General features: G+C 49.2%; 23 protein-coding genes. 7 read left to right on the top strand and 16 right to left on the bottom strand.

What is annotated here, in order from left to right; all coding sequences use genetic code 11:
- Positions 1-58: 58 nt before the first annotated feature.
- Positions 59-652 (top strand): class II aldolase and adducin N-terminal domain-containing protein, encoded by a 594-nt coding sequence (locus WCY20_RS08890; RefSeq protein WP_345974465.1) that lies wholly within the window; start codon positions 59-61, stop codon positions 650-652.
- Between the two features lie 52 nt (positions 653-704).
- Here WCY20_RS08890 and WCY20_RS08895 read toward each other — a convergent pair whose 3' ends face one another.
- The 5 genes from WCY20_RS08895 to WCY20_RS08915 form a co-directional block, all read right to left on the bottom strand.
- Positions 705-1,121 (bottom strand): DUF4430 domain-containing protein, encoded by a 417-nt coding sequence (locus WCY20_RS08895; protein ID WP_345974466.1) that lies wholly within the window; start codon positions 1,119-1,121, stop codon positions 705-707.
- A gap of 92 nt (positions 1,122-1,213) precedes the next feature.
- Positions 1,214-1,924: a YebC/PmpR family DNA-binding transcriptional regulator gene (locus WCY20_RS08900; RefSeq protein ID WP_345974468.1), complete on the bottom strand. Its 711-nt coding sequence runs from the start codon at positions 1,922-1,924 to the stop codon at positions 1,214-1,216.
- Between the two features lie 74 nt (positions 1,925-1,998).
- Positions 1,999-2,193, bottom strand: a complete 195-nt coding sequence (locus WCY20_RS08905; protein WP_345974470.1) for a YwbE family protein — start codon at positions 2,191-2,193, stop codon at positions 1,999-2,001.
- Positions 2,190-2,690 (bottom strand): hypothetical protein, encoded by a 501-nt coding sequence (locus WCY20_RS08910; protein WP_345974471.1) that lies wholly within the window; start codon positions 2,688-2,690, stop codon positions 2,190-2,192. The genes WCY20_RS08905 and WCY20_RS08910 overlap by 4 nt, the downstream gene beginning before the upstream one ends.
- An 81-nt stretch (positions 2,691-2,771) precedes the next feature.
- On the bottom strand, positions 2,772-3,635 hold the full coding sequence (locus WCY20_RS08915) for a hypothetical protein (protein ID WP_345974473.1): 864 nt from the start codon (positions 3,633-3,635) through the stop codon (positions 2,772-2,774).
- Between the two features lie 308 nt (positions 3,636-3,943).
- Here WCY20_RS08915 and WCY20_RS08920 point away from each other — a divergent pair, with 308 nt between their 5' ends.
- Positions 3,944-5,893 (top strand): FIST N-terminal domain-containing protein, encoded by a 1,950-nt coding sequence (locus tag WCY20_RS08920; protein WP_345974474.1) that lies wholly within the window; start codon positions 3,944-3,946, stop codon positions 5,891-5,893.
- Positions 5,894-5,909: 16 nt separating this feature from the next.
- On the opposite strand, the gene WCY20_RS08925 is transcribed toward WCY20_RS08920, so the two are convergent.
- The 7 genes from WCY20_RS08925 to WCY20_RS08955 are packed head-to-tail and all read right to left on the bottom strand — an operon-like array spanning position 5,910 to position 11,794.
- Positions 5,910-6,392: a CBS domain-containing protein gene (locus tag WCY20_RS08925; protein ID WP_345974476.1), complete on the bottom strand. Its 483-nt coding sequence runs from the start codon at positions 6,390-6,392 to the stop codon at positions 5,910-5,912.
- A 3-nt stretch (positions 6,393-6,395) separates the two neighbouring features.
- Positions 6,396-7,649, bottom strand: a complete 1,254-nt coding sequence (locus WCY20_RS08930; RefSeq protein WP_345974478.1) for a cation:proton antiporter — start codon at positions 7,647-7,649, stop codon at positions 6,396-6,398.
- A gap of 49 nt (positions 7,650-7,698) precedes the next feature.
- Complete coding sequence (locus WCY20_RS08935; protein WP_345974479.1) at positions 7,699-8,559, bottom strand: F0F1 ATP synthase subunit gamma; 861 nt, start codon at positions 8,557-8,559, stop codon at positions 7,699-7,701.
- Entirely contained in the window at positions 8,556-10,070 is a 1,515-nt protein-coding gene (locus WCY20_RS08940) for a F0F1 ATP synthase subunit alpha (RefSeq protein ID WP_345974480.1), read from the bottom strand. Before WCY20_RS08940 ends, WCY20_RS08935 begins: the two co-directional genes overlap by 4 nt.
- Complete coding sequence (locus WCY20_RS08945; RefSeq protein WP_345974481.1) at positions 10,071-10,820, bottom strand: F0F1 ATP synthase subunit delta; 750 nt, start codon at positions 10,818-10,820, stop codon at positions 10,071-10,073.
- 7 nt (positions 10,821-10,827) lie between these two features.
- Complete coding sequence (gene atpE, locus WCY20_RS08950) at positions 10,828-11,094, bottom strand: ATP synthase F0 subunit C (protein ID WP_345974482.1); 267 nt, start codon at positions 11,092-11,094, stop codon at positions 10,828-10,830.
- Positions 11,087-11,794 (bottom strand): F0F1 ATP synthase subunit A, encoded by a 708-nt coding sequence (locus WCY20_RS08955; protein ID WP_345974483.1) that lies wholly within the window; start codon positions 11,792-11,794, stop codon positions 11,087-11,089. The genes atpE and WCY20_RS08955 overlap by 8 nt, the downstream gene beginning before the upstream one ends.
- Before the next feature lie 80 nt (positions 11,795-11,874).
- On the opposite strand from WCY20_RS08955, the gene atpD reads away from it, so the two are divergent.
- From atpD to WCY20_RS08975, 4 genes are all read left to right on the top strand, one after another.
- On the top strand, positions 11,875-13,236 hold the full coding sequence (gene atpD / locus WCY20_RS08960; RefSeq protein ID WP_345974485.1) for a F0F1 ATP synthase subunit beta: 1,362 nt from the start codon (positions 11,875-11,877) through the stop codon (positions 13,234-13,236).
- Positions 13,220-13,621 (top strand): hypothetical protein, encoded by a 402-nt coding sequence (locus tag WCY20_RS08965; RefSeq protein ID WP_345974486.1) that lies wholly within the window; start codon positions 13,220-13,222, stop codon positions 13,619-13,621. Before atpD ends, WCY20_RS08965 begins: the two co-directional genes overlap by 17 nt.
- Positions 13,614-13,901: an AtpZ/AtpI family protein gene (locus WCY20_RS08970; RefSeq protein WP_345974488.1), complete on the top strand. Its 288-nt coding sequence runs from the start codon at positions 13,614-13,616 to the stop codon at positions 13,899-13,901. Before WCY20_RS08965 ends, WCY20_RS08970 begins: the two co-directional genes overlap by 8 nt.
- Positions 13,902-14,212: 311 nt before the next feature.
- Positions 14,213-14,839 carry a CPBP family intramembrane glutamic endopeptidase gene (locus tag WCY20_RS08975; RefSeq protein ID WP_345974490.1) on the top strand — a complete coding sequence of 209 codons (627 nt, stop codon included), beginning with the start codon at positions 14,213-14,215 and terminating at the stop codon, positions 14,837-14,839.
- Between the two features lie 123 nt (positions 14,840-14,962).
- On the opposite strand, the gene WCY20_RS08980 is transcribed toward WCY20_RS08975, so the two are convergent.
- Positions 14,963-15,154 carry a hypothetical protein gene (locus WCY20_RS08980; protein WP_345974492.1) on the bottom strand — a complete coding sequence of 64 codons (192 nt, stop codon included), beginning with the start codon at positions 15,152-15,154 and terminating at the stop codon, positions 14,963-14,965.
- A 74-nt stretch (positions 15,155-15,228) separates the two neighbouring features.
- Positions 15,229-15,723, bottom strand: a complete 495-nt coding sequence (locus tag WCY20_RS08985; RefSeq protein WP_345974494.1) for a histidine phosphatase family protein — start codon at positions 15,721-15,723, stop codon at positions 15,229-15,231.
- Between the two features lie 286 nt (positions 15,724-16,009).
- Between WCY20_RS08985 and WCY20_RS08990 the strand changes: the two genes are divergently transcribed.
- Positions 16,010-16,456 (top strand): hypothetical protein, encoded by a 447-nt coding sequence (locus WCY20_RS08990; protein ID WP_345974496.1) that lies wholly within the window; start codon positions 16,010-16,012, stop codon positions 16,454-16,456.
- A 60-nt stretch (positions 16,457-16,516) separates the two neighbouring features.
- Here WCY20_RS08990 and WCY20_RS08995 read toward each other — a convergent pair whose 3' ends face one another.
- Together WCY20_RS08995 and WCY20_RS09000 are read right to left on the bottom strand one after the other, a co-directional pair.
- Positions 16,517-16,936 carry a hypothetical protein gene (locus WCY20_RS08995; RefSeq protein WP_345974498.1) on the bottom strand — a complete coding sequence of 140 codons (420 nt, stop codon included), beginning with the start codon at positions 16,934-16,936 and terminating at the stop codon, positions 16,517-16,519.
- A gap of 108 nt (positions 16,937-17,044) precedes the next feature.
- Positions 17,045-17,770 (bottom strand): hypothetical protein, encoded by a 726-nt coding sequence (locus WCY20_RS09000; RefSeq protein ID WP_345974499.1) that lies wholly within the window; start codon positions 17,768-17,770, stop codon positions 17,045-17,047.
- Between the last annotated feature and the right edge of the window lie 67 nt (positions 17,771-17,837).

The following is a 17,837-nucleotide window of genomic DNA, read 5'->3' on the forward strand; positions in this document are numbered from 1 at the left end:
GACTTTCTGCCTGATCAAAATCCTATAATTTTTATAGCAAACCTGCTACAATCACCTTATGAACAAGCTACGATTAAAACAACAACTTGCCTCTTTTGCCCTCTCGATGTTCCGAAAAGATTTTTACGGGATCTATCATGGTGCTATTTCTGCCAAAACAGAGAACAACCGTTTTGTTATCAACACCCGAGAAAGTATCTTCGATGCCATTACGAATGAGCAGCTTATCGAGCTCTATTTTGCAAAAGACTATCGTTGGAACAACGCCAGTGTCGATGCAGGCATTCATAAAGGGATCTATGATCATATCACGGATGCCAAATTCATCACATTTACCATGCCGCCTTTTACAACCGCCTTTTCTCTTGAACGCAACCTGATCATCCCAAAAGACTATTTCGGCTACAAAGAGCTAGGGCAGATCGCCATCTATGATCCCAAAAACTTTGATGACTGGTACGAGCGCGCTATTACGGAGATACCCAAATATTTTCTGACAGAACGCACCAATATCATGATCATACGCGGCTACGGTGTCTATGCATACAACCGCGATCTTCATGCAATGGCAAAACAGCTGGCTATTTTAGAAAAGAGTTGCCGCTTATTGATGTTGGACAAAGAAGATAGTGCAATGGGGCTTGATTATTAAAAGAGACGCGTTGAGTTTTTAAGCCAGAAGTGCCGTAAATATTCAGCTGCGTCTAATAGCAGGCTTCTACCTGGTAGGACCACTTCATCTCTTTCGCATTTTCGAGAAGACGGCTCTTTGCAAGCGTCTTGGCCGCTACACCGTCGATACTGTAAAACCATCCCATCTTACCGCGTTCGCTTTTGATCTTGTCAATCGATCGGACAAATACGAAAGCACCGACCTTATGTGTTTTCACCTCGGCAACCTGCTGCAAAAGCTGTAGGGCGCTCATCCCCTCAACATATGAGGTTTTGACGCTTCTTGCGGGACGAAGCCCGCCGTAATCGATCTCGACCGTGATACTTTTTTGGGTTTCAAGGTGCGACGGTTTCGCTGTTTTATCAGGCGATGCGCAGAGCGCCGAAGGCAGAAGAACGAACAGTACCGAGGTGATCAATGCCCGGAGTAACGCGGTTGAAATACCCATGATCCACTCCTTCTCATCGACGGTGTCTATAATAAAGTGTTTTGATGGTTGCCGCTGTCTGTCAAGAGAGCGGCACGCTCTGGAGTAAAATGCTACTCTATGTTGGTATAGACAGCCTGAACGTCTTCGTCGTCTTCAAGCTTGTCGATGATCTTCTGTACCTCTTCCATCTGCTCTTCGTTCAGGGAGATAGGCGTGTTGGCAATACGCTCGAGGGTCGCTTTTTTAAGCTCGATCCCCAGTTCGTCGAATTTCTGGCTCATGTTCCCGAAGTCCGTATAGTCGGCATGAACAATACACTCGCCCTCTTCCTCTTCGATCTCTTCAAGGCCGGCGTCGATGAGCTCAAGTTCCAGCTCTTCAACATCCATTCCTTCCGGAAGATCAAACTCGAAGATCGATTTGCGCGAGAACATAAAGTCGAGTGAACCGTTGTTCAGCATCTCGCCGCCGTTTTTGTTGATGTGGTTCTTGACGTTGGCAACCGTACGGGTGTTGTTGTCCGTCAGACACTCGACGAAGATCAGTGAACCGTGCGGTCCTTTGCCCTCAAAGGTCACCTCAAGCATATCCTTGGCATCTTTGCCGATGGCACGTTTGATCGCCGCTTCGATGTTGTCCTTGGGCATGTTCTCCGCTTTGGCGTTCAAGATCGCCGTACGGAGTTTCGGGTTCATGTCGGGATCGCCGCCGCCCTCTTTTGCCGCTTTTTCAATCGATTTTGCCAATTTTGGGAAAACACGGGACATGTTCCCCCAACGCTTCATCTTGGCTGCTTTACGGTATTCAAAGGCTCTACCCATGACAAACTCCTGCTAATAAATAATAATTGGCGCGATTATATTCAATCTTCTCTTTATTTTCTGTTTAGCCGGGTCTAATAGATCTCTTTGACCCGTCCGACTTCGCCGCTCATCAGACGGACTTTGATGCCGTGGGGGTGGCTGGCGGACTTGGTCAGGATATCACGGACGATGCCGTCGGTCAGGCGCCCAGTCTCCTGGTCCTGCTTGAGGACGATGGCAACGCTCATGCCGCTTCGGATGTTCCTGCGCTCTTTTCCGTCCATCATGACGCTTTCGGGGTGTAGCTGAGCACTTTTTTGACCGTATCGACCGAACAGAAAAAGAGCGCATCAAAAACAGGGTTGATGCGTGTCGTCTTTTTATCAACGATATCGAACGGATGCACTTTGAAGCCGTCACCGTCTTTGAGGTTTTTAGGCAGGACCTCGAACGTTATAGGCTGAAGCGTACGCAGAAGGTTCATCACCTTTTTATAGTTCTTATCATCTTCACCGGGAAGCAGGTTCCCGTTCTCGTTCTCAGTCACACGCACACTTGTAAGCAGCGTGAACTTGTCTTTGAAGATCACTTTGTTCCACTTTACAATACCGCGCGAGAAACGGAACTCCATATGTTTCGCCAGCAGCGGATGCGGTTTGGTCTTGCGGATAGCTTCGAGAAGCTGAAGAAAAAAGTTGGTGCCGCCGAAAGCGTCGGCACATTTGGTCAGTTGTCTGTGATAGGCGGCTTTTGCCGCATCGTCCATGTTGTTGAAGTCGCACATAGGCACTTCCTTTTTGTAAATATAGACGTAATTATAGTAGAAAAGAAAAATATCTGCATTTTTGCCCCGACCTCAGGCGGTTCACCCTTTCTGTCCCTGATAGCGCATGATAAAGATAAAGAGGCTCAGAGCGACGATCATAAGCGCCACCCCGGAAATAAGGTAAAAAGCGTAGATCATCTTGGAGTAGTCGCTCAGTGCGATCTTGAAGACCACCATCAAAGATTCTATGGAGAGCGCGATGATGATAGATGTCAAAAAGCGTGCCAGCAGGCGGTTTTCAAGATTGTTGCTGCGGCTGAGGCTCTTGTAGAAGACCTCATGTTCCAGGATTGTCTTGGAGAGGTCGAAGATCGCCAGCCCCAGCGTCAGCGCGATGATGGAGCGGAAAAGACCGGCGAGCGTCTCTTTGTCCTGTTCGACGACCAGGGCCCACGCGATATAGATCGCATAGACGACCAGGGCGACCGAAAACCCTGCCAGTAAAAACCCGAAAAGGGCGTAAAAATAGCGCGTGTATTGGCCAAAGAGTTCATGCCCTTCAATAAGGGAAAGCTCTTTGAGCAGCTCGTAAAGCTCGAAGTCGTAGACAAGATACTCCGACTTCAGACGCACGACGATCGTAATATAGAGCGTTCCGCTCATTGAGTTGACATAGGCGTTGGAGATATAGATATTGTCTTCTCTGAACTGGACACGTCCGAGCAGATAGGATTTGTCCAAGCCCAAAGCGCTGCTGTCGGAGCCGTCTTCCGTATACATCGGCGTCGACTGTTTGTTGTTCGCATTGATTTTGTAGGTGGCTTTCAGTGCAGGAAACATGGCAAAGATGGACTTCTCTTTCATCATGTCGTACTGGTCAAGATCAATATTGGCTATCATCGACGTCAACGAATTCTCGATAAAAACACGTTGTTTTTTATAGATGGCGACCGTCTCTTTCATCACTACCTCGATTCAAACATCAGCACATGTTTCAAACAAGGAAGTTTTCTACTATAGCACCGGAGAACCCAAACAAAGTTGCAAAAAAAAGATTAGTTCCAAATCATAATCTGTAGAAGAAAAGGCGAGAACCACCGGTATTCGACTTTGAGCTTAAAAACACTCTTGTTAAGATCCATGATTATCGCTACAGTCAAAGCATTGTAATGTATTAAAATCGGTTCTTTGCCTGTTTTTTTAACAGATTAAGTCCGCCTACTTCTCTCGACAGAGACCTAAACGCTATCGAGTCATAGTATAATTACACGATGAAAAGTGAAACATATACCGACCCTGACCTTATCTCTACTGATTTTTGCAAAGCACGGGAAGTCCTGGTTCAAGTTTTTACCTCTCTTAACACTGCCAAAGAGATCAACGATCTTATAGATCGGATCAAAGCACGTGTTCCCCATGCCAAGATACTCGGGGCGACCGCCGGAGCCAAGATCCAGGCAGGACGGCTTAGCTACCAGCAGACCCTGCTGACGGTCAGCACCTTCTGCTGTTCCGAGGTACATACCGGGATCGTCTTCTCCAACAAAAATCTTTTTGAAGACGCCTTCGATCTGACACGCAGACTCCGAAACAGCTCCGTAATGCCGCCCAAAGCGGCCATCGTCTTTTCCGAAGGGCTCCGTATTGACGGGGAGGTCCTGCTTCGGGGGATCTCGGAGGTAGAACCGAATCTGCTCATAGCCGGCGGAATGGCATCGGACGACCACCGTTTCAAAGAGACCTTTGTCTTCACCGAAGAGGGGTGCACCAACAGCGGCTTTGCAATCGCACTGCTGTTCGGGGAGGCCCTGAAAGTCTATAACAGTTTCAACTTCAACTGGGTCGGTCTGGGTCGAACGTTCAAGGTCACGAAGTCCAGGGGCAACCGTGTCTGGGAACTCGACCATACGCCGATCATCGAGATCTACAAACGCTACCTCGGCGACCAGATCGCCCAGATGCTCCCCGATATCGGCCTGGAATTTCCGATGATCATCACCGATAAGGCGATGCCGGTCGCCCGCGCCGTTATGGTGAAACATGATGACGGCTCGCTCAGCTTCGCAGGCTCCATCGAAGAAGGAACAATGCTCCAATTCGGTTTCGGCGACAGTGAGGGGATTATGGCCGGTGCCAATGTGGATGAAGAGTATTTTATCGACAAACCGGTCGAATCCCTCTTTGCCTACAGCTGCATCGCCCGCCTTTCACTGGTGGGAGATGACATCGAGCAGGAGACGCTCCAGCTTCAGCGCTTCGCCATGACAAACGGTTTTTACACCTACGGGGAGTTCTACCATGCACCGTGCGAAAAGTGCAACCTCTTTTTAAACCAGACGATGACCGTCCTGGGGCTGAGCGAAGGAGAAATACCCCCTCTTCGGATCAATCCGTTAGAGCACAAACATCATGCCCGCACCTCCCTGCACTCGAGTGCGATGAGCCATTTCGTTCAGCAGATCACCGCGGACATGGAGAAAGCGATCGAGGCCGAAAAGCAGAGCAAAGAGATCATGCTGCACCAGTCGCGCCAGGCGACTATCGGCGAGACGATCGAGATCATCGCCCACCAGTGGCGCCAGCCGCTCAATATCATCGCCCTTGCGCTTCAGGACATCTACATCAAAGGGGAGCTCTCACTGCTCACACCGGAGCTTCTGGAAGCACAGTATGAGAAAGCGAATTCGGCACTGCAGTATCTCTCCCAGACGATCGATGATTTCCGCGATTTCATGCGTCCAGAAAATGGGCTCAATACATTTGCTCTTGAAAGCGTGCTCAATGAGACCTCCGTTCTTGTTACAGGCCTGCTGAAAAAGCATCATATAACCCTTGACAATCAAGCCCGACCGAACCTGATAATACACAACCGGAAAAATGCGCTCCTGCAGATTCTGCTGATTCTGGTTTACAATGCGATCGACGCGATCTCTGAACATCGCAGCAGTGACGGGCGCATCAGCATCTCGGCCATACACCAGAATGACGAGATCGTGCTGGAGATCAGTGATAACGGCGGAGGTATTCCCCAGAAGAACCTGACCAATGTCTTTGAGCCCTACTTCACAACAAAAGGGAAAAAACACGGTACGGGAATGGGGCTCTATATCGCTTCGAGCCTCGCCAAACATTATCTTCAGGGAGACCTTTCTGTCCTCAACAGAGAAGAAGGCGCCTGCTTTACCCTTCGCATCGCCACATCCCTGGACCTTGACCGATAGCCCATTCTCTTAGGTGTTACGGCAGAATATTCAGCCGGTCCCTTCCGGTCTTGTGCATATAGTACTCGATCATATCGACAATCGTAATGTCGCCGAGTATCTCGCCCTCTTCCGACAGAACCGGAATCTCGTCCGCCTTGTATTTGATCATACGCTGCAGGACGATTTCATAATCTTCATCTAACAAAGCGGCACACTTCTCCTTTTTGATGAAATCTTTTGCGTATTCGGAGGTGACGATCCTGATGAGCGCCCGTGAATCAAATCTCGGTTCATGGTAGTGGAACAGGACATGCTGCGAGATGTCGTTGACATCGATGACGCCCAAAAATCTATTGTCGGCGTCAACAGCATAGAGGACCCGGGAGTGTCTTGAACACTCGAACGCATCGATCAGTTCATCAAGCCTGGCCGTTTCCATGACAGTCGGCAGGGTGCGCTCTTTGATCCTCGCCAGCACATCCCTGATGCAGTTCGTTTTACTGTGCTCTCCATTCATCTGCTATCCTTTCTTTTGACTTGTTTCTATCTCGCCGGCTTTCTTCAGTGCAAATTTCGTCGCGACAGGCCCTACAAGTTCAAAAAGTACGGAGGTCGCCGTTATCGTGATCAAGATAGCCGTTCCGATAGCCGCTGCATCGGCGATCTGATACTCTTCGGCCAGTTTGGCAAGTTCGTTTTTGGCCATAAAGCCCAGACCGATCGCCAGCCCCGCCTGCGACAGGATTCCGAAACCGAGATAATTCCTGATCTTTTTCTCCATGCCTCCAATCGCACTGCCGAGGTAGGCCCCTCCGACCAGACCGAAAGAGCGTCCAGCGATGTAGACTGTTCCCAAAAGGCCGATCGACGGGAGCAGCCAGATCTCCACATGCAGGCCTGCCACCAGGAAAAAAAGGACGAAGATCAGCGGCAGAACCGTGTCGATCGCAAGCCGGACCTTCTGTATCATGTAGGGGTGGCTGAGATTGGTCAGGATGATGCCGGCCATCATGTTGGTCAGTATCAGAGAGCCGTGAAACTGCAGGGAGAGGCCGCTCAAAAGCAGAACCGTTGCGAAGACCAGAATGAACATCTTTCCGTTTTCACCGAGTTTCTCCGCCAGACGGATAAAGAACCATCCCGCCACGGCGCCGGCTGCGATGCTCAGGGCTATTTCGGCCAACGGTTCCCATACCTCAAATGTGATGAGGGCACCCTCTCCCGCGACACGCGAGACCAGCACCGCTTTCGCAAAAGTGAGGGCAAAGCCGAAAATGATGACCCCCAGGGCATCATCGAAACCGACCACGGCGTAGAGGGCTTTGGTCATCGGCCCCTTGGCTTTGTACTCCTTGATCACGGCAACAGTGCCTGCCGGGGCGCTTGCCGGGGCGATGGAAGCAAACAGAATGGAAAGGACCAGATCCTGCGAAAAGAGGTATACCGAGAGGAATACCAGCAGAAATGCACCGAACGATTCGGCCAGGATGACGGAAACGATGCCGAAACCGAGCCGCTTCAACGAAGCGAAATCCAGTTCCGTTCCGATGGAAAACGCGACGATCCCCAGGCCGATGTCGATGATGAACGAAAGGCCCTCGAGCGTTTTGTGGTCAAGCAGGTTCAGCATCGAGGGTCCCAGAACGATGCCGGTGACCAGATAGCCGATGATCATCGGCAGTCGGAAGAAGCGTGCCCCCTGGCCGATATAGAATGCGAGAAGGACCGAACAGCCCAGAAAGAGTATCGGATTGATATCGGAAAGAAAACTCATCTCCCCTCCATCCGGGCCGTGTTGTCACGGTATGATACTACTGACCGCATTACAGCTGCGCCTCTTTTTTCATCATCGAGCGGTAGGTGTTGACGATCTCCAGCAGCTCCTGCGTGATCTCTTGCTGGCGAAGGGCATTGAGTTCAAGCCGCATCAGCTGGTCACTCTCTTTGATCGCGTTGGCGGCATGGATCATGCTGTTGAGCCGTTCCTGGTTTTCACTGGCAACTGATTCGAGAAATGCCCTGTAACAGGAGGTGTAAAGGTACTCTTTGATCATGACATTGAGTATCTCATGCCCCTCAAGATACAAGAGGGGCTCTTTTTTTATCGACTTTTTGTGGAACTTTGAAAAATCGGGCGGCAGGACCTTTTTGTTGACGACATCATAACCCCCCTCATCGTTATGTTTCGCATAGACCAGGTGCAAAATACCCAGATGCTCTTTCGTCACCAGTTCATTGAGGTAGGCGGAGAGTTCTATTGTATAGGTGTCGATGGCTTCGACATTAGAGGCCCCTTTGAGGTACCGGCTGCAGACGGTCTTGCGTGCTTTGGCCTCCTCGGCGCCCTTTTCGCCTATGATGACGGTCCTCTGCCCTTCTTTGGGAAGCGTGCTGAAAAAATCAAGGATCCTCTCATTGAAAAAACCGCAAAGCCCCTCTTCGGAGAGGAAGAGAACATAGATCGTCCTGCCGGGGAGGGTCTCGCCGATCTCCGACAGATTCGGAAAAAGCGTGACAATGTCCCCTACCGAGTCCTCAATGCTCCTTTGATAGGTACGCAGGTAGGGAAGCTTGTGTATTGCGCTCTGTACATTGAAGTTGGCAAATGCTTTCATCGATGAGACGATCTCTTCGATCTCTTTGATGCTTTTGAGTTTCTTTGTCAGAGACAGAGAGCTGCTCATCGGTGCCACACTTTTAAAAAGTCGTCCGCAGTGGCCCGCAGGCGTTCGATCAACGCCTCATCGATCTCTTTTGTCACTTCGATCGCGTTCAGGATCTCCGGCGCCTCTTTTTTAATGTGACGTATGAATTTGTCTATAAAAATATCTATCTCCGTCAGAGGCAGCTGCTGAAGGTATCCCTCATTGCTCAAAAAGAAGATGACAACCTCTTCAGGCATCGCGATATGTTCGAAACGCTTCTGTTTCAGTGCGACCCGCAGTGCCCGTCCTCTGTCGATCAGTTTCTGCGTCTGCGGCTCCACCTTGGCACCGAACTTGGTAAAGACCTCCACTTCGAGAAACTGGGAGTAGTCGAGTTTGAGTTTTGCGGCCATCTTTTTCAGCGCCGGAGGCTGCGCCTTGCTCCCGATACGCGACACCGAGCGGCCGATGTCGATGGCGGGAAGAAACCCTTTGTTGAACAGCTCTCTCTCCAGGTAGATCTGGCCGTCCGTTATCGATATGAGATTGGTGGGGATATAGTCCGATAGCCTTCCCGCCTGCGTTTCGATGATCGGAAGCGCGGTGATGGAGCCCCCTTTGAACTTGTCGTCCCTTTTCCCTGCCCGCTCCAGAAGGCGCGAATGGATAAAAAAGATGTCCCCGGGATAGGCTTCGCGTCCGGGCGGTATTTCGAGAAGCAGCGAGATGCTTCTGTAGGCATCGGCATGTTTGGTGAGATCATCATAGACGATCAGCACATCTTTGCCCTGGTCCCTGAAGTATTCGGCGATGGCACATCCGGAATACGGGGCGATGAACTTCATGCCGGCAGATGCATCTGCCGATGCTGCGACCACCACCGTATGCGAAAGGGCACCGCCCTGTTTCAGATCGTTGATCACCCGGGCGATCTGCGTTTTCCGCTGTCCGACAGAGACATAGACACAGAGAACATCTTTCCCCTTCTGATTGATGATCGTATCGACTGCCAGTGCGGTCTTTCCCAGTGAAGAGTCCGAAATAATTAGCTCCCGCTGCCCCTTTCCGATGGGGATCATTGCGTCTATGATCTTGATACCGGTATAGAGCGGTTCTTTGACAAAGTCTCTTTCCATCAGCGCTACGGCCTGCTGTTCGATCGGATAGTGCTCTTTTGTCGCTATCGGCTGTTGTTCGTCCAGCATACAGACAAGCGGATCGACCACTTTTCCCAGCAGTTCATACCCGACAGGTATCGAGACGCTCCGGTTGGTGTAGCGGACACGGTCTTTGACGTTGAGCCGCGTATACTCGCCCAGTACGATGGCCTGAACCGACTCCTGTTTGATGTTGAGTGCCAATGCGAAGAGGTTGTAGGGGAGTTCCAGTAGCTCGAAATAGCCGACATGGGGAAGCTCTTTAACCTCGATGATGCCGTCACTGATATTGGCGATATACCCCTCTTCCTGCGCACTGAAGAGCTGTCTCTCTTTCTCCGCCGCATGATAGAGGGTTTTAAACGTCTCCTCGACAAATTTTTTTCTGTCCATCTACAACTCGTTCTCCATCTTCTCTTTGAAACGCTCCAGCTCCCCTTTGACGGAGGCGTCGAAGACCTTGTTCTCAATGACAAGACGAATACCGCATATCAGTGAACTGTCCTGAATACTATACAGTACGACCGTACCGCACTGAAGAAGTTCTTCGATCGTCTCTTTGATCTTCTGCTTCATATTTTCCTGCGGGAGGAACGGCGTGTAGAGGGTCATCTCGCATGCATTGCCGGCGAGCTCTTCTTTGAGCAGCAAAATCTCGTCCGCATCGCTTTCAGAGAGGACCTGTAAAAACTGATCGGTACGTTTTTCATGCAGCAGCTCATCGCTGAGCTCCGACAGCAGTTTTTCACTGTAGTAGAGACTGAACTCCAGGCTTTTCTGCCTGATCTCTTTTTCGGATTTTTTCTCTGCCTCTTCTATGATCCGTTTCTCTTTTTCAAACGCCTTTTCAATTTCCCTGTTGGTCTCTTTCATCAGTAGATCGGTTTCGATCAGCGCTTTTTTACGCGCTTCGTCGAGCGCTTTTTCCTGCAGGCTCTGGATCTCTTTCATCTTTTCGCGATAGAGCGCTTCATCCTCCTCCACACGCTGTTCACCCTCTTCGAGTTTCCTGATGCGCTCTGCGATCATCTCTTCTCTTTTTTGGATAATACGCTTCAGCGGGTTGAAAAAGAGTCGGTAGAGAATATAGAGGACAATGAAAAAGTTCACGACCTGGAAAAAGAAGGTCCACCAGTCAAACATGGGATCTCTACTTGACTACGTAGCTGAGCAGCGGGTTGGCAAAGAGGATGATCAGCGCGATCACCAACGAATAGATCGCCACCGACTCGACCATGGCCATGCCGACAAAGAGCAGCCGCGTGATTTCGTTGGCCGACTCGGGCTGTCTTCCGATGGTCTCTATTGCTTTGGTCAGCGCATCTGCCTCACCTCTTGATGGTCCATACCCGCCGATCGAGATGGTCAGACCGGCTGTGATGATTGAAACGGCGATAATGATCGTCATGCTATCCATGTTTATTCTCCTGTGATGATTCGATGTGTTCCGCCTGTAAGCCGCCTATGATGAAAATATAGGTCAGCAGACCGAAGAGATAGGCGTGCAGCAGATCGCCTACAATGCTCAGCAGTATCAAAGGAACCGGTACCAGCAAGCCGGCAAGAGCGATCAAAATGGCGATGATCAGTTCCCAGCTCAGCATGTTGCCGAAAAGGCGTATAGCCATTGCAAAGATCCTTGAAAATTCTCCGAAAAGATTAAAGGGGAGCAGAAAGACCGAAGGTTCGATATAGCGTTTCAGATAGTTCCGAAGGCCGCCAAAACGGATGCCGTAGTAGTGTATGGAAAAGAAGGTGATGACCGCGAGCGCCGCCGTCGTGCTCAGGTCCCGTGTCGGGTTGTGAAAATAGGGGATGAGCGATACAAGGTTCATAACACCGACAAAGATCCATATCGTGCCGATAAAAGGGACCAATGCCCACGGCATGATCCGGACAGAGGTTTGCAGCGTATCCCTGATCGCAATAACGACTCGTTCGGCCAACAGTTGCCTCTTCGACGGATTTGAAACGGAAAGGTTTTTAGTGATAAAAAAAGAGAGCAGTGCCAAAACCATCATAATACCCCATGTTGTCACCACGGTATCGGTTACTATAACCTCCATACCCATGATCTCAAATGTCAATACAACTTCGGGGAAAACCTGATTTATCATCTTTATTTTACACCTGTTGTGTTTTTCGGTTGTTTAGTTATAATAGACTATCTAAGTTTCAAGAAAGATTAAAGATTGACATGACCGGAATGATCGTCGCACTCAACTCGACCGTATGTGATATTTATTTTGAAGAAGAGCTCCCTTCTGTATTTGAGATTCTTATTCTTGAAACAGAAGAGAAGGAGCTCTATTTTGAAACACGTAAACAGCTCGATGAGCATCTTGTCAGGGCTGTCGCTCTGGGGTACATGCAGGGGGTAAAAAAAGGGATGCAAGTGCGAAGAACCTTTGAACCGATCAACGTGCCTGTAGGGGAAGAGACACTGGGCAGGATCTTTAATGCCCTGGGCGGCACCATCGATGCTAAAGGCGATGCGTTCTCACACTATGAGTCAGTTTTCGAGCCCTCTCTGGGGGTATCGGCACAAAGCGGAACCGTAAATATCTATGAGACCGGCATCAAGATCATCGACCTGCTGGCCCCTTTTATCCAGGGGGGAAAAGTGGGGCTTTTCGGAGGGGCCGGCGTCGGTAAAACTGTTTTGCTGATGGAGTTCATCTTCAAATCCATCACCCTGCATCACGGGGTCTCCGTGTTCGCCGGCATCGGAGAACGGATCCGAGAGGGGCATGAGCTCTATGCACAGATGCTTGAATCCGGCGTGATGGAGAAGACGATCATGGTCTTCGGGCAGATGAATGAAGCCCCCGGAATCCGCTACAGGGCGCCGTTGACCGCGCTGACGATGAGCGAATATTTCAGAGACAAGGAGCATAAGGATGTGCTTCTGCTTGTCGACAACATCTACCGCTTTATCCAGGCAGGACAGGAGATCTCCACCCTGCTCGGCAGAATCCCCTCACGGGTGGGGTACCAGCCGACGCTTTCCAACGAGATCGCCGAGCTCGAAGAGCGGATCGCCTCGACACCGGAGGGGTCGATCACATCCGTGCAGGCGGTCTATGTGCCGGCCGACGACATCACCGATCCCGGCGTCGCCTCTGTCTTCGCCCATCTTGACACCTCGATCATTTTGTCGCGGAGCTATGCTGCCAAGGGGCTATACCCTTCGATCGATCCGCTTGAGTCCCATTCGAAACTTCTCGATCCCCTGATCGTCGGAGACGAGCATTACCGCGTTGCAAAAGAGGTGAAAGAGATGCTGGCTAAATACAAAGAGCTGCAGGACATCATTACGATGCTCGGTATGCAGCAGCTGAGCCATGAGGACCGTCTGATCGTCACCCGTGCAAGGAAACTGGAAAAATTCCTGACCCAGCCCTTTTTTGTGACCGAATCCTTTACGGGAAGAAAAGGCAAAAGCGTTCCGCTCTCTGACACCATAGCAGGGTGTGAAAAGATCATCTCCGGCGAGATGGACGCGATTGATGAAAGCCGCTTTTATATGATAGGGACGATCGATGAAGCCGACCTTTAGTGCCCACATCATCACCCCCTCGCATATAGAGAGAGTGGACAACATCTCTTTTTTCAGAGCCGAGGACAGAAGCGGCTCTTTCGGCATATTGCCGAGGCATATCGAGTTTCTAACGATTTTGGAACCCTCCATCGCCATTGCCCTCATCAATGACGATGAGGAGTATTTTGCCTTCAACGGCGGCATCCTCTCTTTTAAAAAAGAGATGCTGACGATCACGACAAAAGAGTTTGCACAGAGCAGACGGATCGACGAACTCAAAGAGATCATAGAGCAGTATTTCAAAGAACAGACGCAGAAGGAGTCTCTCTTTCACCTGAACATGGAAAACCTTCAAAAAGCTTTTTTCAAAAAGATGATCGAACTGGAGCGTGAAATTGAATAACAACGGAGAGAAGAAGAGCTTTGAGGAGCATATCGGCAAAAAAGCGTCGTGGATGCAGAAATGGCGCAAAAAAGGAATATTCTGGGAGACGGTCATCGTCGTCGGTGCGATAGGATGGATGGTGGCGCTGCCTATGGTCATCGGCGGTTATCTCGGCAACTATCTGGATAAACATACACAGGTGGGTGCCGGCGGTCTCTCCTGGACCGTTACCTTCATCATATTGGGTCTTTTTGTCGCCATCTACTCTGTCTGGAGAGTTTTTATCTATAAAAAATGAGAGAGCTACTTTTTTTTATACTCGGAAATATCATTGCAATCTTCTATTTTTCGCACCTCTATTGGCAGTTGGGCAATCTTGCAGTGAAACGTACAATCTCATTTTATTTTACCTTTGCTATACGCTTTTCTGTTTTATCTCTTCTGCTGGGTGCTCTCTTTTTTGTCTATGGCGCTGTGGCTGTCTACTGCATATTAGGCATATTCACAGGCAGAGCGTTAACACTCTATTGGGTCTCGAAGAGAGAGTGATTTGTCGAAAAAAAGCTTCCTTTTGCTCAAACGGCAATAGAGCTGTGCTATAGTAAAGGCATGAACAGAACTGCATTGCTGAGCGAATTTCTCCTGCTCTTTGTCACTCCGCCGTTGCTTGTTGTCTCGGGGCTGCTGCCTAAAGCGGCCGTCATGCCTCTGCTGTGGATCGTCTCTCTCTACGCCTACCTCATCCTGCGCAGCAGCAAAATCAAAATACTGCCGCTCGACGTTGAGCGCATGGCGCTCTATGATGTTTTGAAACGGTTCCTTGTGATCGGCAGCGCCATAACGCTTTTCACCCTGCTCTACCAACCGGGTATCTTTCTCTCCCTGCTCAAAGCCGATCCGTGGCAGTGGCTGGCCGTCATGCTGTTCTACCCTGTTTTCTCGGCCTTCGTCCAGGAGCTCCTGTTTCGTAGTTTCTTCTTCTACCGCTACAAAAAACGCTTCAAAAACCGTCCGCTGCTTCTCATTACATTTAACGCCCTGCTCTTTGCCTATGTCCACATCGTCTTTGAGAACTGGATCGCGGTTATCTTTACCTTCTTCGGAGGCCTTTTGTTCGCCCACACCTACCTCAAAAGCCGCTCGCTCCTGCTGACCGCCATCGAGCACTCGCTCTACGGCAATCTGCTCTACACGCTTGGAATGGGAGAGTATTTCTACCACGGTGCGAATATCTAGGAAAATCGGCCATCAACGCTGAGCGTTTGGGAGTTCAGCACATATCATTATGAATACGCAAGAACAAGTTATACTCTATGGCTGCAGAATAGTTGAAACGCTTTGCAAAGCCAGAGGCAGATATCAATGACTCCGCACAAGTTCCGCAAAATCTATCTCTTCTCTTTTCTGTTCCTCTTTTTCAGGCATCTGACGGTGTTCCCCGCTGAAGATGTAATCGCTGCTTTTGAGGATACACCCTTTCATTCCCGGGACACACGGCTTTTCAACACGTTTGCAATACCCTTTATAGTCATATTGGCAGGTCCAGCCCATAGGAAACCTTTTTACATTTTTCAATAATTATAACACTAAAAATATAAGGCAGTTGTTGCGGATGAGCAGGCCTTTCATTCCGAAAACTGGCGAGGTGTCCACAAATCGATCAGCTCGCCGTCAACGGAGTCGCCCAGTTTTCGCCACCCTTTTATAGGCAGTTCAACCCGGGCCAGAGCTGCCGTCGGCAGTATTTGCTCTTCTCCGGTAAGACGTTCGAGCAGCGCTTCAAGGCCGGGGTTGTGGCCCACGACCATGACGCGGTCATACGCTTCATCAAGTTCCTTTAGAAGTTTGATATAGGCTTCCGGACCGGCGCCGTACAGCGCTTCACTGAAACGGATCTCCTGACTGTAACCGAACGCTTCTGTTACGCGCTCGAGCGTCTCGCGTGCACGTTTTGCACTGGAACAGATAATCAGCTGCGGCTTCAGCTTTTTTTTACGGATCAGCCGCCCCATCTTCGGGGCATCGTGTTGTCCGCGCTTGTTAAGCGGTCGCTCATGATCAGGGAGGCCAAGCTCTTTCCAGCTCGATTTTGCATGGCGCATTATCAGTAAGTTCTTCACCGTAAACTCCTCAAATATACTCTCTTCACAGCATTGCGATAAGTCGCTGAAACAGGGTGTTTTCTCTCCAAAGCAGTACTCAAAAGTATACCTTATTAAAACCGGTCTTCATCGAGCTTCAGCAAACGTTACTCAGTCATGAAATAACCATCAGCTGCATTTGACTTGCAAAGGTAGATCGCTATGGTGTGTATTTATTGATTATAAATTAATCAATAAACTATATTTTTTATCTCAAAAACAGGTCAAAATCAGATAACAAAAGCATGAAGTATCCGTTATGAAGATGAAAATTGCAGTTCCTTTAAACGCAGATAACAGCGTCTATCATTCCAATCCATGGACAGCACCCGCCTTTGCTGTCTACCAGGTCACAGATGAGAAAGAGAAGATCATCTTTGATTGCGTGGAACATAAAAAGAATCCATGGGCAGAAGAAGATGAAAGTGTTGTCTTTGATCCGATGATGCGTTCGGACAGATGCAACGATAGAGTGAAAAACGATCTCGATCATCTGGCCGATCATTACATCATTCTCGAAGCAATAAACGGATGCGACTATATCATCGCTGAGACCTGCTGTAGTAATGTAGAGAAGGTATTGGAAAAGGGCGGTATCAAGATCTACAAACTTCCACCGATCATCAAAGACCCCGACCTAGCGGTAAAAAATCTGCTTGTCAACTTGGGATTTGCGATCCATCTTCACACTATCAAAAAAGCGGCCCGTTAAATTTTTGATATAGCATCGTATTTATGCTGCCTTGCTGTCAAGGCAGTCAAAAACGTCTCTTTACACTATCGAAATATACTCTTTGATAGATTCCAGTTCCTTTTTACTCACGCTAGAACCTTTGATCTGATGCATCATGGCAACCACATCGGCATAGCTTCGCAGGTCGACACCTTTTTGAAACAGTGCCTGAGAGGCAATGTAGTCATAGATCGTTTTCTTCGGCAGACCCATCTTCGTTGCTATCATATGGCTCAGCAATGTCGCATCATACGCATCCGACACGCTCTCAGCGGCAATGGCTTCGGCGGCTTGGTGTTCTATCCCCCGCGAGACCAGAGAACGTACAATCTCATGTTTGAAAGAAGACGGCTGCTGTGAGCGTGTCTGTGATGGTTGCGGCAATGTCACCAACATATCGCCTAACGCCACATGAGAGGCGAAGACAAGAGTTCCTATCACTAGTATACGAATACGCATTGTTGCCCTTTTTGATCTTTAGTTGCACTATTGTCTAACAAGATAGTAAACAAAGATTAAAGGAGAAGAGAACATATAAGATTTAACAATACATTATTTTCCCGACAACTATTTTTTCATGATGAAGAGGTTGTTGCTTTTGTGGCAGTGGGCGAGAAAACGCTCTTTCAGCTCCCGGTCGAATGTCATTATGTAGACATCACTGTTTTGAAGGCGAAGACGTTTAAAATTCTGTAAGAGGAGATCATCAGCAACATTTTTTCCATGGTCGCATTTTGTAAAATTGAACGAGTCCAGTGTCTTTCCGTAATCATACAGGTTGGCCTCCCACTCCTTTTTTTTCAAATAGAGCGAATCGGGGTTGGCCGCAAGGTAGATATGTTCGTCGGGTATCTCGTTTGGCTCGATCAGATCATTGAAGATAGCTGTGATATTGGAGAAGTTCTCAATATCCCAGAAGAGATAGCTCTGGTCAGTCCTGCTTTTGGCCTGTTTGTTGATAAGCGAGACACGTTTGGCGATATTGAAATGCGTATGCGCCGTGTCATTGATCAGTTCGATGGCGTTTTTCAGCTGCCTGGCATCCGTCGTATCGAAACCGAGGATCTGCCCCAGTTCGATATAGAGTTCCAGGTTCAGCAGCTCCTCTCTGGCACCCCCTTTTTGATACGTTTTCAACCTTGCGAGCCTCTTCGCACCGAACAAAAGTGAGATATTGAGCGTTTCTCTCTTCTCGTAAGCCCGCTTGACCCTGAAAAAGAGCTGTTTCGCCTCTTTGGTGTCAGGCAGGGTGATGGAGCCTCTGAACGTACGCCCGATAAAGATCTTTTGCATGGATCGCCTTAAAAACAAAAAATTATAAATCTGACGAGATATTATCGAAGAGAGATTATAGAAAAAT

Source organism: Sulfurimonas sp. HSL3-7, from assembly GCF_039645985.1.
Lineage (GTDB): Bacteria > Campylobacterota > Campylobacteria > Campylobacterales > Sulfurimonadaceae > Sulfonitrofixus > Sulfonitrofixus jiaomeiensis.

Bases quoted from the DNA above. Each gene is read 5' to 3' on its own strand.
- WCY20_RS08890 (WP_345974465.1), top strand. From the start codon at position 59: ATGAACAAGCTACGATTAAAACAACAACTTGCCTCTTTTGCCCTCTCG.
- WCY20_RS08895 (WP_345974466.1), bottom strand. From the start codon at position 1,121: ATGGGTATTTCAACCGCGTTACTCCGGGCATTGATCACCTCGGTACTG.
- WCY20_RS08900 (WP_345974468.1), bottom strand. From the start codon at position 1,924: ATGGGTAGAGCCTTTGAATACCGTAAAGCAGCCAAGATGAAGCGTTGG.
- WCY20_RS08905 (WP_345974470.1), bottom strand. From the start codon at position 2,193: ATGATGGACGGAAAAGAGCGCAGGAACATCCGAAGCGGCATGAGCGTT.
- WCY20_RS08910 (WP_345974471.1), bottom strand. From the start codon at position 2,690: ATGTGCGACTTCAACAACATGGACGATGCGGCAAAAGCCGCCTATCAC.
- WCY20_RS08915 (WP_345974473.1), bottom strand. From the start codon at position 3,635: ATGAAAGAGACGGTCGCCATCTATAAAAAACAACGTGTTTTTATCGAG.
- WCY20_RS08920 (WP_345974474.1), top strand. From the start codon at position 3,944: ATGAAAAGTGAAACATATACCGACCCTGACCTTATCTCTACTGATTTT.
- WCY20_RS08925 (WP_345974476.1), bottom strand. From the start codon at position 6,392: ATGAATGGAGAGCACAGTAAAACGAACTGCATCAGGGATGTGCTGGCG.
- WCY20_RS08930 (WP_345974478.1), bottom strand. From the start codon at position 7,649: ATGAGTTTTCTTTCCGATATCAATCCGATACTCTTTCTGGGCTGTTCG.
- WCY20_RS08935 (WP_345974479.1), bottom strand. From the start codon at position 8,559: ATGAGCAGCTCTCTGTCTCTGACAAAGAAACTCAAAAGCATCAAAGAG.
- WCY20_RS08940 (WP_345974480.1), bottom strand. From the start codon at position 10,070: ATGGACAGAAAAAAATTTGTCGAGGAGACGTTTAAAACCCTCTATCAT.
- WCY20_RS08945 (WP_345974481.1), bottom strand. From the start codon at position 10,820: ATGTTTGACTGGTGGACCTTCTTTTTCCAGGTCGTGAACTTTTTCATT.
- atpE (WP_345974482.1), bottom strand. From the start codon at position 11,094: ATGGATAGCATGACGATCATTATCGCCGTTTCAATCATCACAGCCGGT.
- WCY20_RS08955 (WP_345974483.1), bottom strand. From the start codon at position 11,794: ATGATAAATCAGGTTTTCCCCGAAGTTGTATTGACATTTGAGATCATG.
- atpD (WP_345974485.1), top strand. From the start codon at position 11,875: ATGACCGGAATGATCGTCGCACTCAACTCGACCGTATGTGATATTTAT.
- WCY20_RS08965 (WP_345974486.1), top strand. From the start codon at position 13,220: ATGAAGCCGACCTTTAGTGCCCACATCATCACCCCCTCGCATATAGAG.
- WCY20_RS08975 (WP_345974490.1), top strand. From the start codon at position 14,213: ATGAACAGAACTGCATTGCTGAGCGAATTTCTCCTGCTCTTTGTCACT.
- WCY20_RS08980 (WP_345974492.1), bottom strand. From the start codon at position 15,154: ATGGGCTGGACCTGCCAATATGACTATAAAGGGTATTGCAAACGTGTT.
- WCY20_RS08990 (WP_345974496.1), top strand. From the start codon at position 16,010: ATGAAAATTGCAGTTCCTTTAAACGCAGATAACAGCGTCTATCATTCC.
- WCY20_RS08995 (WP_345974498.1), bottom strand. From the start codon at position 16,936: ATGCGTATTCGTATACTAGTGATAGGAACTCTTGTCTTCGCCTCTCAT.
- WCY20_RS09000 (WP_345974499.1), bottom strand. From the start codon at position 17,770: ATGCAAAAGATCTTTATCGGGCGTACGTTCAGAGGCTCCATCACCCTG.